12 protein-coding genes are annotated in these 12,977 nt (G+C 45.7%); 4 read left to right on the top strand and 8 right to left on the bottom strand.

Going from position 1 to position 12,977, the window contains the following annotated elements; genetic code table 11:
• Positions 1 to 44 precede the first annotated feature (44 nt).
• The 7 genes from aroB to pilM form a co-directional block, all read right to left on the bottom strand.
• On the bottom strand, positions 45 to 1,133 hold the full coding sequence (aroB, locus tag AB6E30_RS11155; protein ID WP_017061124.1) for a 3-dehydroquinate synthase: 1,089 nt from the start codon (positions 1,131 to 1,133) through the stop codon (positions 45 to 47).
• A gap of 25 nt (positions 1,134 to 1,158) precedes the next feature.
• Positions 1,159 to 1,677, bottom strand: a complete 519-nt coding sequence (aroK, locus tag AB6E30_RS11150; RefSeq protein ID WP_017061125.1) for a shikimate kinase AroK — start codon at positions 1,675 to 1,677, stop codon at positions 1,159 to 1,161.
• A gap of 176 nt (positions 1,678 to 1,853) precedes the next feature.
• The gene (locus AB6E30_RS11145; protein WP_372103634.1) at positions 1,854 to 3,548 is read right to left on the bottom strand and encodes a type IV pilus secretin PilQ; all 1,695 of its coding nucleotides are present in this window, start codon (positions 3,546 to 3,548) and stop codon (positions 1,854 to 1,856) included.
• Positions 3,549 to 3,607: 59 nt separating this feature from the next.
• Positions 3,608 to 4,126: a pilus assembly protein PilP gene (locus tag AB6E30_RS11140; RefSeq protein ID WP_017063694.1), complete on the bottom strand. Its 519-nt coding sequence runs from the start codon at positions 4,124 to 4,126 to the stop codon at positions 3,608 to 3,610.
• Entirely contained in the window at positions 4,113 to 4,742 is a 630-nt protein-coding gene (locus tag AB6E30_RS11135; protein WP_017068838.1) for a type 4a pilus biogenesis protein PilO, read from the bottom strand. The genes AB6E30_RS11140 and AB6E30_RS11135 overlap by 14 nt, the downstream gene beginning before the upstream one ends.
• Complete coding sequence (locus AB6E30_RS11130) at positions 4,735 to 5,334, bottom strand: PilN domain-containing protein (protein ID WP_017061129.1); 600 nt, start codon at positions 5,332 to 5,334, stop codon at positions 4,735 to 4,737. The genes AB6E30_RS11135 and AB6E30_RS11130 overlap by 8 nt, the downstream gene beginning before the upstream one ends.
• Positions 5,318 to 6,343: a type IV pilus assembly protein PilM gene (gene pilM / locus AB6E30_RS11125; protein WP_108118167.1), complete on the bottom strand. Its 1,026-nt coding sequence runs from the start codon at positions 6,341 to 6,343 to the stop codon at positions 5,318 to 5,320. The genes AB6E30_RS11130 and pilM overlap by 17 nt, the downstream gene beginning before the upstream one ends.
• Positions 6,344 to 6,494: 151 nt before the next feature.
• On the opposite strand from pilM, the gene AB6E30_RS11120 reads away from it, so the two are divergent.
• The gene (locus AB6E30_RS11120; protein ID WP_372103616.1) at positions 6,495 to 9,056 is read left to right on the top strand and encodes a penicillin-binding protein 1A; all 2,562 of its coding nucleotides are present in this window, start codon (positions 6,495 to 6,497) and stop codon (positions 9,054 to 9,056) included.
• 110 nt (positions 9,057 to 9,166) lie between these two features.
• Here the strand turns inward: AB6E30_RS11120 and oxyR are convergent, their stop codons facing one another.
• Positions 9,167 to 10,060, bottom strand: coding sequence for a DNA-binding transcriptional regulator OxyR (gene oxyR / locus AB6E30_RS11115; RefSeq protein ID WP_017061132.1), 894 nt, complete (start codon positions 10,058 to 10,060; stop codon positions 9,167 to 9,169).
• On the opposite strand from oxyR, the gene AB6E30_RS11110 reads away from it, so the two are divergent.
• The 3 genes from AB6E30_RS11110 to AB6E30_RS11100 all read left to right on the top strand — a co-directional run bounded on the left by AB6E30_RS11110 (position 10,059) and on the right by AB6E30_RS11100 (position 12,751).
• Complete coding sequence (locus AB6E30_RS11110) at positions 10,059 to 10,238, top strand: hypothetical protein (protein ID WP_017068839.1); 180 nt, start codon at positions 10,059 to 10,061, stop codon at positions 10,236 to 10,238. The genes oxyR and AB6E30_RS11110 overlap by 2 nt on opposite strands.
• Before the next feature lie 44 nt (positions 10,239 to 10,282).
• Positions 10,283 to 11,011 carry a glutathione peroxidase gene (locus tag AB6E30_RS11105; RefSeq protein WP_017061133.1) on the top strand — a complete coding sequence of 243 codons (729 nt, stop codon included), beginning with the start codon at positions 10,283 to 10,285 and terminating at the stop codon, positions 11,009 to 11,011.
• Positions 11,012 to 11,284: 273 nt separating this feature from the next.
• Positions 11,285 to 12,751, top strand: coding sequence for a dihydrolipoyl dehydrogenase (locus AB6E30_RS11100; RefSeq protein ID WP_372103613.1), 1,467 nt, complete (start codon positions 11,285 to 11,287; stop codon positions 12,749 to 12,751).
• Positions 12,752 to 12,977 lie beyond the last annotated feature (226 nt).

Genomic DNA, 12,977 nt, shown 5'->3' with positions numbered 1-12,977 from the left:
GCTTCAGTTGCCTAGAGTTTAGCTAGGCAACCTCACAACCAAATTTAAAGAGTACGGCAGAAATCGATCGCTTGTTTAATGATGTCTTGAGGCACATCAGCAACCACTTCAGCAGTACCAATACTTGTTGGTAATACCAAACGCAACTGACCAGACAGCACTTTTTTATCGCGCATCATGTGCTTCATAAAGTCTTCAAAAGACATGCTTTCTGGCGTATGGATTGGTAGTTTCGCATTCTTGAGTATAGAAATAATTCGCTCAAGTTGCTGCTGAGAGATCAGCCCCTGCAATTGAGCAGTTTTCGCTGCCATTACAGTGCCTGACGACACAGCTTCACCATGTAGCCAATTACCATAGCCTAGTTCTGCTTCAATCGCATGACCAAATGTATGACCTAGGTTCAATAACGCTCTGATTCCTGACTCTTTTTCATCTAAAGCCACCACTTCAGCCTTAATTGCACAACAACGAGCAATCGCGGTGATCAGTGCCTCTTCATCAAGTTGATAAAGTTTCTCTAGATTCTGCTCCAACCAATCAAAGAAGGCTTCATCGTAAATGATGCCGTATTTGATCACCTCAGCAATGCCAGCTGCAAACTCACGCTCTGGAAGCGTTGATAAACAGTTAGTATCGATGATCACAGATTTCGGTTGGTAAAAAGCGCCGATCATATTCTTACCAAGAGGATGGTTTACTGCGGTTTTACCACCAACAGAAGAGTCCACTTGAGAAAGAAGGGTCGTCGGGATTTGAATGAAATCAATACCGCGCTGGTAACAAGAGGCAGCAAAACCGACCAAGTCACCGATTACACCACCACCTAAAGCAATCACCACCACATCGCGGCTGTAATTTCCTTCAAGCATGTAGCTCATCACTGAATTGAACGTTTCAAGGGTTTTGTACTGTTCACCGTCTGGCAGCTCGAGAAGAGATGTCTGACAGCCTACTTGATCCAATAGCGATAAAATTTTATCTGCATAAAGAGGCGCTACTGTCACATTACTGATAACAACAACTTTCTGTTTGCCTGATAAAAAAGAAAGGTACGCCGGGTCTTCAAATAACCCGGCGCCAATAGAGATAGGGTAGCTACGCTCAGCTAGATTGACCGTAATCCGTTCCATGGGTTTGCTCTCCGAAAAAATGAACTTAACGTTCTTCTAGCATTTTTACGATCTGGTTGGCTACCACTTTTGCACTTTGGTCGTCAGTACGAACTGTGTAGTCCGCCACTTCTTCGTATAGTGCGTTGCGAGATACAGCTAGATCTTCTAGCACATCACGCGGGTTGTCTGTTTGAAGTAGAGGGCGTTTCTTGTCGCGGTTAGTGCGAGCAAGTTGCTTTTCAATTGTTGTCTCTAGGTATACAACAATGCCTCGTGCAGATAGACGGTTACGGTTTTCTTTGCTCAACACTGAACCACCACCTGTCGCAAGAACAATACCTTGTTCTTCTGTCAGATCATTGATTACAGATTCTTCGCGCTTACGGAAACCTTCTTCGCCCTCAACATCAAAAACCCATGCGATGTCTGCGCCAGTGCGCTCTTCGATCACAGTGTCAGAGTCTAGAAACTCCATATGAAGTTGGGAAGCTAGGTGTCTACCAATTGTACTTTTGCCGGCGCCCATTGGGCCAACAAGAAAAATATTGCGTTTCTCAGCCATGTTTTTAGCAGTAATTTACAACGTTAATTCAATGACATCGCCACAAGGTAGGTCAGTACAAGTACTGAAATTAAAAGGCCCGTGGCACCGATTCCTCACAGATAATTCGTGATAAGACCCGAAATTATCAAGGTTAGGTGCCACTAATGCAACTTTATTTTTAATCTAATTGTTCATTACTGAATCACAACTTTAGGTGTGACAAAAATAAGTAGTTCACTTTTACCCACATTTTCATAGCTGCGACGGAACAATGCACCCAAAACTGGCAGGTCTCCCAACAGAGGAACTTTATCCACCGTGCTGCTTACGCTGTGTTGAAATATCCCGCCAAGAACGACAGTTTCACCATTATTAACAAGCACTTGCGTACCTATTCTTTGCGTGTCAATTGCTACCGCTTCCCCTGTTCCGGCCTTGACCACTTGCCCAGGTCTATCTTGAGTCACGCTCAAATCCAAGACCAAACGATTGTCGGGTGTGATCTGCGGCGTCACCTTGAGGCTCAATACCGCTTTCTTAAATGCGACCGACGTTGCACCACTTGAAGAAGACTCTAAGTAAGGGATTTCAGTACCTTGCTCAATATAAGCGGGCTTTTTATTGGTGGTGATTAAGCGTGGGCTAGAAATAATCTCAGCTTTCGACTCTTGTTGAAGTGCCGACAGTTCAAGGTCGAGCAAAGTATCCGACCCAAGCTTGGCGACCTGAAAAGCAATGCTCGATGCATTCGGCGATGTCGCCCCCAAGTTAACGTTGAGGTAGTCATCAATTGCACTGTTGCCACCATCATCGTCATACGGTGTGATTTGTGATGGATGATTACCTTCTATTGAACCACCAACGGTGAAGCTTCCGTTGGTCGAGGAAACACCCCAGCGCACGCCAAGCTCATCAAGATTACCCTCAGTGACGGTCACGATACGCGCCTCTATCTGCACCTGTTTCACGGGAATATCTAAGGATTCAATGATGCCTCGTATCACGGCAATGTTCTCCTCCAACTCACGAATCAATAAAGAGTTAGTGCGCTCATCAATGGTAATCGAACCGCGATCAGACAACATGCTGACCGCACCTTCACCGCCAATCATGTCGGCAATATCGGTGGCCTTAGCAAAGTTAATCTTGATGATTTCCGACTTAAGCTCCCCAAGCTCCTCTTCTAAACGCGATTTTTCTAACGCTTGTTGCTCTCGAAGATCCAACTCAGCTTTCGGCGCAACCAAGATGACATTGCCATCCACGCGCTTATCCAATCCTTTAACTTGCAAGATAATGTCGAGAACTTGCTGCCAAGGTACGCCATCTAAACGTAAAGTGAGGTTTCCGGCGACCGAATCAGATACGACTAAGTTAAAATCGTTATAGTCAGCAATCAGCTGCAGGACATTTCGTACTGGGATGTCTTGGAAGTTAATCGATATCAGCTTGCCCTCTTTCTCTAGAACGCTTTTTTCTTTGGTCACTTGATCGATAACTGGTTTGCTGATCACCACCTCAATAAAACGTCCCTTTAGATTGTATTCATACTGATAGTCATTGCTAATCGTCGCTAGAAGCCGAGTGCTTGGTGTCTCTTTATAGACTTCAATACCTTCAACCAAGGTAGCGAAGTCTTTTACATCTAGTAGGTAAAGCTTGTCATCATCAACCTGAGTATTGATCAACTCGATACTTAACCCTTCCTGAGCACGTTGAACATCCACCACAGCGGTGCTGGTCGCTAGCTCAATGATAATGACGGCGTCTTTATCCTTATTAACCCTAAAATCAATATTCTCTAATTTATTTGGTAGGCTCTCTGCGTAACTAAATACGCTAAAAACCAACATCACAGACACCATCAAGCCTTTCAGCCCTTTGTTCATTGACTCACTTATTCCTTTAATCATATTTACATCTCATATCCACATCATGTGACATTGGTTTACTTCAGAGCCAGCCTAACGTTGCGCTTATGCCAACAACCTAAGCCATCTGGAAGAGTTTCATTAATCTGAACGTATTGGCTCGTCACCTTAGTAACTCGGCCATTGTTTAAGCCGATAAACTGGCCTTTCTTGACGTTTACCACGTTGCCTTTGGGTGTTTGCACTAAGCCAAACACGCTTGAGCCACTGCCCATCACGCCTCTTAAACGAAGCTTACTCAGCGGGTACTTCTCTAACTTGCCATTACGAGAACGGGCGCTGGGTTGCCAACAGTCTTTCTTAACCAAGGGTTGGTTTTGCACAATGGCTTCTTTAGGCAGTTCAAAGGGAGGACGCAAAGATCGGCGCTGATAAGTCGCCGCCGTGAATTCAGTTGCTGGGACAAGTTGCTCGACATCTTTTCTCGCCTTGGCTTCAACCTGCGCCACAAAATCTTGCAGTGAGTCTTGATTAGCTTTGCAGCCTGACAACGCAAGCATCAATACGATTGAGTAAAACGCGCTATTGGGTTTCATCATTAACCTCCGATTTAAACTGGTAGGTATAAGCTCGAACCCTAAAGTGCAGCGTGCTACTTTCTTGACTGACTCGCTGCCAATTCACATCATCAAAGCTAATAATACGCGGCAGCTTGGCGATGGCAGCAGAGAAGTCACCAATCTCGTGATAGTCACCTGTCAGCTCTATATTGAGAGGCAATCGATAGAGAAACTCCTTGTTCTGTTTTTGTCCCCAATCGATTCGAGTAAAGGTCAGCGAATTATCCAAGCCGAGTTCATTCACAGACGCCAACATACTTGCTAGCTCTTTTTGAACAGGCAGCTGCTCTAACAGGTAATCGTAGCGACTGGTTAGTTCATCCAGCTGACTCTGCAATTTAGGCAAGGCTGCAACCTTGTTGGCCTTTATTCGCAAGGTCGTCTTTAAGGTTTGTTCTTGTTGCTTCATCTGTTGCAGTTCATCGTCGAGTGGCAACACATAAAGCCAAGTGCCTACACCTTGGATTAACACTATCAACACCAGAATCACGAGAAGCTGAGGCAGCAATGGCCATTCGGTGATCTCATCAACATCGAGATCTTGCAAGCTCATCCTGTTTTGCCTACTAATCCTATTTTGAAGGTTAGCCATGATGCGCCCCCTTATCTTTTCTGCTTGCGGTTGTGTTTTCTAAAGACACAGGGCTAAACACAAAAGAGACCTTGAAGGTCTGAAACTCTTTATTGAAGCGCTTGCGGTTATGAACGATAGAGTGCATCTCGACCCCTTTCAAAGAATCTGAACGTTCGAGGTTGTCCAACATGGTGGCGAGACGAGCAGTGCTGTCGCTGATGCCCGACATTTCAATCTCCTGACCATTCATCTTTATCTTGTCGACATAGACCCCCTCTGGAATCAGCTCCGGCATCAAGTTCATGAAGTCGGTGGTCTTATTACGGCCAAGCTGCAGCGACTCAACCACATCAAGTCGAGTCAGAATGGCTTTGTGTTCTTGCTCTGCGACTTTTAACGACTGAATTTGTCGGTCGAGCTCAGCAATGTACTGATTTAGGTAATTGAGGCGAGCTTGCTGCTTGGCTTGTTGATCGTGAAAATAGTGACCAACCGCCCATTGCCCTATAAGCGCAATGATGACGCCAAGAATGACCAGATGGATAAAACGCTTCTTGTGCTGAGCACGAATCTCATCACGCCACGGCAGCAAGTTAATTTGATGCAACATGCTTCTCTCCCTGCCACTTGAGCCCACTCATCGCCATACCCGCCGCGATACCAAAGTGTTGCCAGTCAATCGGCAGTCGGCGTCTCTTGGCGACCTTATTCTCAAATAAAGACAAAGGATTCAATGACTCGCAGCTCAACTGAAAATGGCGTTCTAGCTCTTCGGTTACCATAGGGATGCTGGCGCCCTCGCCCATCAACCAAATCCCTGAGATAGGTTGCTGCGCATTTCCCGATGAATAGAGCTGCAATTGACGCTTGAGCTTCTCAATCAGGTTAACGATGAATTGATGTGTCTCTTCCATAGTACCGAACACGCTCTCGATATCACTCGGGTCATCTGAGCTGCGAAGATCTTGAGTGCCAAAGGCGATGTCTTTATAGAAAGGCGCCGAATTCTGCGGGATAACCCCTAGCGAGGTTTGGTCGATTCCAACATCCACCAGCAACCAGTTTTTCTTATCGGGATACAGGCGCGAGGCCAATTGCCAGATATTAAGTAGCCCATGCGCCTGTGTATCCACCACCACAGGTTTGAAGCCAGCCTTGGTTAATGCATCCGCTCGGCTATCCACAACTTCTTTACGAGTGGCGTATACCTGATAACTGCTTGTCGAACCTTTACCAAATCGTTTGTCTTCCAGCTTTACAAAATCTAAACTCAGCTCCTCGATAGGGAAGGGAGATTGATGGGCGAAGGTTTGATAGATAGAAAACTCTTTTTCTCTGTCTTCTAACTCACTCTCTATTTGCAGTACTTTGCTGATCACCGTGTTATCAGGTACCGAAATGGCGACGTTGCGACAGCCAAAAGGCAGTCCTTTCCTAAGTTCTTTAAGTTTCTTAACAGTTTTCTGATACTCCAAAGTATGGTTAGCTGTAAAAATGTCGTCCGAAATCGGCAGCTCTTTGTATCCCACTAGGGCATACAACTCCCCCAAGGGTTTTAGTACCACGGCTTTGATGCTGTGATGATTTATATCTATACCTGTAATTAATGATGAACCCATGTGACCTAGCTCCTGAAGTGCCAAGCATTTCGTTGATTATCTAGGGGTTGTGATTATTAGTTAAATAAGCGTTAATAAACGAAAGCTAAGTTTTTAGCCTAGAGTACAAGGGTTTGCTGCTTATCAGCCTTAACTAATCAGGGATTATCCGGTGAAGTTCATAAAGCGATTATTCATATTTACATTGATTTGCATGATTCTTGGAGTCAGTACAATTTTCGGGTTTTATTTTTACGTAAAACCAGAGTTGCCTGATGTTGCCACTTTGCGCGACGTAGAACTCCAAACGCCGATGCAAGTCTTCAGTCAAGACGGTAAGCTGATCTCTCAATTTGGTGAAAAGCGTCGTAATCCAGTCACTTATGACGAGATTCCTCGCCACTTAGTTGAGGCTCTGATTGCCACCGAAGATAGCCGTTTCTATGAACACCCAGGTATTGACCCAATCGGTATCACACGTGCAGCACTCGTCGTTGCAATGTCGGGTTCAGCCAAACAAGGTGCTAGTACCATTACTCAGCAGCTTGCGCGTAACTTCTTCTTATCTAATGAGAAAAAGATTATGCGTAAGATCAAAGAGATCTTCATTGCGATCCACATTGAGCAACTTCTTAGTAAAGAAGAGATCATGGAGCTTTACGTCAACAAGATCTTCCTTGGTCACCGTTCGTATGGTTTTGGCGCGGCAGCACGTGTTTACTTCGGTAAAGATCTTCCTGATCTCACGCTGAGTGAAATTGCGACCCTTGCGGGTATGCCAAAAGCACCTTCGACAATGAACCCTATTTACTCTGTTGAGCGCGCGACTAACCGTCGTAACGTTGTATTGCGTCGTATGTTAGACGAGAAATACATCACTCAAGCAGAGTTCGATGACGCTCGTAGCGAAGAGCTTATCTCGAAATACCACGGTGCAGAGATCGAACTGAGCGCGCCATATGTTGCTGAAGTTGCACGTGCTTGGATGGTGGAACGCTATGGCGAAGCCGCTTATACATCAGGCATGAAGGTCTACACGACCGTTGATTCGAAACTGCAAAAAGCAGCGAACCAAGCCGCAATTAAGAACCTACTTGGCTACGATGAGCGTCACGGCTACCGTGGTGCTGAAAAAGTATTGTGGCAGACTGCTCAATCGGCTTGGGACCACGACGAAATCGTTAAACACCTTAAGTCTCAACCAACCTATGGTGATCTAGTCCCTGCAGTAGTAACTGCTGTTGATTCAAAAAGCGCTCAGGTTTGGGTTAAAAACCAAGGCGAAGGCACAATTGAATGGCAAGGCATGAACTGGGCACGCAAGTTCCTAACAGATGACCGTCAAGGCCCAGCTCCTTCTCAAGCAAAAGAGATTCTTGCGGTTGGTGAGCAAGTTTGGGTTCGCCATGAAGCCGTAACAGGCGACGAAGTCTCTGAAGAGCCTACAGAAGAGTCAGCGACATCAGAATCGGAAACACCTGTTGTTTGGCGTCTAAGCCAAGTGCCAAATGCAAACACGGCATTTGTGGCAATGAACCCGAACAACGGCGCAGTATTATCGATGGTGGGTGGCTTTAACTTTGTTCACAACAAGTTCAACCGTGCGACGCAATCTATTCGTCAGGTTGGTTCTGGTATCAAACCATTTATCTATTCAGCAGCGATTGAGAAAGGCTTAACACTGGCTTCACTGATCAACGATGCACCGATTAACCAATGGGATAAGAGCCAAGGTACGGCATGGCGACCAAAGAACTCACCACCTACCTACGTTGGCCCGACTCGTTTACGTATTGGCTTAGCTCAATCGAAAAACGTAATGGCGGTACGTGTACTGCGCGAAGTAGGTCTAGATGATACTCGTAACTACCTAACTCGATTTGGCTTTGATATTGATGAAGTTCCGCGTTCTGAAACCATTGCTCTGGGTGCGGGTAGCTTAACGCCAATGAAAGTAGCTCAAGGTTACTCAGTATTCGCTAATGGCGGCTACTACGTTGAACCTTTCTACATCAGCCGCATTGAGACACCATTTGGTGAGACTGAATTTGAAGCGACACCAAAAGTGGTTTGTAAAGACGATTGCCAACAGCAAATGACCTCAGACCCAATGGCTGATGAGTTTGCAGAGCAAGATGTGGATGCCAAAGTACAATACGCACCTCAAGTTATCTCTGAACAGAACGCATTCCTTGTTCGTGAAATGATGTACAGCAACATCTGGGGTGGCGGTGATTGGAGCGCAGGTACGGGTTGGAACGGTACAGGTTGGCGTGCACAGCCGTTGAAGCGTCGTGACATTGGCGGAAAAACGGGTACCACCAACGATTCGAAAGATACTTGGTACAGCGGTTACGGCCCTGGCATGGTTGCAACGGTATGGGTTGGTTTTGATAACCACAACCGCAACCTAGGCAGAACCAAAGCGAACTCAAATCTTGGTAAGAACCAAATTACGGGTGCAGAAGCTGGCGCGAAAACAGCAGAACCTGCATGGGTTGATTTCATGGGTACGGCGTTAGCGGGTGTTCCTGCTGAGCGTAAAGAGATTCCTGAGAACATCGTCCGTGTTCGTATCGACCGTGAAACTGGCTTACTGACCAACAAGTTCGATAGCTCATCAATGTTCGAGTACTTCGAGAAAGGCACAGAGCCAACCGAGTACATCACTGAACGTTTCAATGATGACATCTACTCAACCTCATCAGGTGAAGCAGTAGAAGAACTGTTCTAACTAAGGTTTGTAGAACCTAGTAACATGAACCAACCAAAAGGGTTGATATGCATTCATATCAACCCTTTTTTATATCTATATCTGACCAGACTAGGCTCTAAATTCAAGCGCTAAGCCGTCTTCTCCAGTTGAGTTCGAATCGTCTCAGCCAATTGCTCGAAACGTCCCTTCAATGGAGAGCCCGGACGGTAGGCAACAACAATGCGACGTGAAGGTGTTGGATTCACAGCAGGTACGTAACACACACCGTCTTTCTGCTTCTCTTTCGGCACCGATAGCTGAGGAAGCAAGGTAATCCCCGCCCCCGCCGCGACCATGTTACGCAGCGTTTCTAAGCTGGTTGCCTTAAAGCGCTCATCATCTTTGGCGCCCGCAGCAAAACAGAAGCCCAAGGCTTGGTCTCTCAAACAGTGACCGTCACCTAGCGCAAGTACGGTTTGTCCATTTAGCTGCAGCATATCGACAGTGTCTTGCTGAGCCCACTCGTGGTCACATGGAACGGCAACACTTAACGGCTCGTCATACACATCGATCTCTTTGAACACCGCCGTTTCATCAACCGCAGCCAGTACTAAGCAATCAAGCTTGCCATCTTCAAGTTGGCTCACTAACTGATGGGTCTGAGCTTCATGCAGGTAAAGCTCAAGATCTGGAAAGCTCTCTTTCAGATGAGGAACAATCTTAGGCAAGATGTAAGGACCCACGGTTGGAATAAAACCAATATGCATTGGCCCCGTCATTGCTTCGCCGTGTCCACTCGCCATATCTTTAAAGGTCTTCACCTCGTTGAGAATGCGCTTGGCTTGCTCAACAAGTTGTAACCCTGATTCTGTAAATATCACCTTCCTTGGGCTACGCTCGGTTAACTGAAGTCCAATTTCATCTTCGAGTTTGCGTATTTGACCGCTTAGTGTCGGCTGACTGACAAAGCACGCTTCTGCCGCTTTTCGGAAGTGTTTATGCTCTGCGAGCGCCACCAAGTATTCAAAGTCACGAATATTCATGATCAGTCTCTTACCTCAGGTTTTAATAAGAACAAGGGGTTTCATAGAAACATTTAAAAGAAAAATGCTCTTGATAGAATTTACCTATCAAAACCATAACATCAAACGATTAGAGCTATCAAAGAATTTATCTAATAATGGGCTCAACAAAACGAAACAGAGCAACGAAAAACGTTAAGCTCTAATAGAACAAAATTAAAAATACTATTTAAGGAAATCAATATGTTTGCATCTAAAGAAGGTCAATCAATCCCTCAAGTAACATTCCCAACTCGCCAAGGCGATGCATGGGTTAACGTAACGACAGAAGAGCTTTTCAAAGACAAGACAGTTATCGTATTCAGCCTACCAGGTGCGTTTACTCCAACATGTTCTTCAAGCCACCTACCTCGTTACAACGAGCTACACTCTGTATTCAAAGAAAACGGTGTTGATGACATTCTGTGTGTTTCTGTAAACGATACATTCGTAATGAACGCTTGGAAAGCAGACCAAGAAGCGGAAAACATCACATTCATCCCAGATGGTAACGGTGATTTCACAGACGGCATGGGTATGCTAGTTGAGAAAAACGACATCGGCTTCGGCAAACGTTCATGGCGTTACAGCATGCTGGTTAAAAACGGCGTGGTAGAGAAAATGTTCATCGAAGAAGACGTACCAGGCGACCCGTTCAAGGTTTCTGATGCTGATACTATGCTTAACTACCTTGCTCCTGAGCACAAAGAGCAAGAGTCAATCACAGTATTCACTAAGCCAGGCTGTCCTTTCTGTATGAAAGCAAAACAGAACCTAATCGACAAAGGTCTGAACTACGAAGAAGTGGTTCTAGGTAAAGATGCAACAACAGTAAGCCTACGTGCTATCTCTGGTCGCACTACTGTTCCTCAAGTATTCATCGGTGGCAAACACATCGGTGGTAGCGAAGAACTAGAAACTTTCCTAGGCTAATCGCTTCATCGCCGATATAGGCTTAGAAGTATCAGCTAACCCACCCTCTTGTGGGTTAGCTATTCCAAACACTCTTATCTGAGTATTGGCAAAAGAATATAGCTGGTGACTCGCCCGTCTTTAACTAACCTATAGTTAGCAATAAAAGCAGAGTCACAAGCTAAACCTAATAAAACAGAATCACAAAACTGACCCACTATCCTGACTCTCAAAAAATCACCAGAGTTGGAGGGGTTCGTTCAAACCAAATTTAGCCATTGCGAGAAAATTATTATGAAACAAGTCAATGTAGATGTAGCAGTTATCGGGGGCGGTACGGCAGGTCTAGGTTCTTACCGCGCTGCAAAAGCACACACTGACAGTGTCGTGATGATTGAAGGCGGCCCTTACGGTACAACCTGTGCTCGTGTTGGTTGTATGCCATCTAAACTGCTTATTGCAGCTGCAGAAAGTGTGCATCACATCGAGAAAGCTCCTGCTTTTGGCGTTCACCCACAAGGTGATATCGTGATTAACGGCCGTGAAGTGATGGACCGAGTGAAGTTCGAACGTGACCGTTTTGTTGGTTTTGTTTTAGAAGGTGTTGATGAAATTCCAGAGCAAGACAAGATCTCTGGCTACGCAAAATTCTTAGATGACAACACGCTACAAATTGATGACCACACGCTTGTCACCGCTAAACGTATTGTTATCGCAACCGGTTCTCGCCCTGCATATCCTGCAGTTTGGAATGAGCTTGGTGACCGCCTAATCATTAACGATGACGTGTTCAACTGGGATGATTTACCAGAGTCGGTTGCGGTATTTGGTCCGGGCGTTATTGGCCTAGAGCTTGGTCAGTCACTGCATCGCTTAGGTGTAAATACCAAGCTGTTCGGTTTGGGTGGTCAAGTTGGCCCAGTTACCGACCCAGAAATCATGGCGTACGCAGATAAAGCCTTCAATGAAGAGTTCTACCTAGATGCTGACGTAAAAATCGAAAGCATGAAGCGCATTACCACTGAATCAGGTGAAGCTCGCGTCGAAATCCAGTTCATCAATAAGCAAGGTGAACTAGAAACCAACATCGTTGAGTATGTGCTGGCAGCAACAGGCCGTCGTCCTAACACTGATAAGCTTGGCCTAGAGAATACCTCTCTTGAGCTTGATGAGCGTGGTGTGCCAATTGCCGACCACTACACGCTACAAACATCACTGCCATCGGTATTTATTGCCGGTGATGCAAGTAACCAACTGCCTCTACTGCATGAAGCAGCAGACCAAGCACGTATTGCGGGTGATAATGCAGGTCGCTTCCCTGAGATTCGTGCAGGCCTACGCCGCTCTAAAATCTCAGCGGTATTCTCTGACCCGCAAATCGCGATGGTTGGTGAAACCTACAAAGAGATCACCACACGCTTAGGCACATGTGGCTGTTTCGCAACGGGTGAAGTGTCTTTCGAAAACCAAGGTCGTTCTCGAGTGATGCTGCGCAACAAAGGTATTCTGCACGTATACGGCGAGCAAGGTACAGGCCGCTTCCTTGGTGCTGAGATGATGGGACCAAACGCAGAACACTTGGCTCACTTGTTAGCATGGGCACACCAGAACAAGATGACGGTTTCTGAGATGCTAGACATGCCGTTCTACCACCCAGTAATCGAAGAGGGTGTACGAACTGCACTACGTGACCTCAATGCGAAACTGCACCTAGGCCCAGAGATGGTGAAACACTGCCTAGATTGTGGCCCTGGTTGTTAAATTATTGATATTTAATATAAATAGCTTACCTTTGGTAAGCTATTTTTCTATTTACCCACATATTTCATAATGTTTTCCACACCAAGTATGATTAAAGTCACTTGGTTACTTTTAGATACATTTCGACACTTCCATTCATCCCCTTGCATACCTCTATAATAGTAACTCATCGAAAGGTGACCTTTATTCCATAAAGGGAATTTTCAGCAATTTACTACAACTAAAA

The sequence above is a fragment of the Vibrio sp. 10N.247.311.12 genome (assembly GCF_041467515.1).
In the GTDB taxonomy this organism is placed as follows: domain Bacteria; phylum Pseudomonadota; class Gammaproteobacteria; order Enterobacterales; family Vibrionaceae; genus Vibrio; species Vibrio crassostreae_C.
This window is presented reverse-complemented; position numbering and strand designations above follow the sequence as displayed.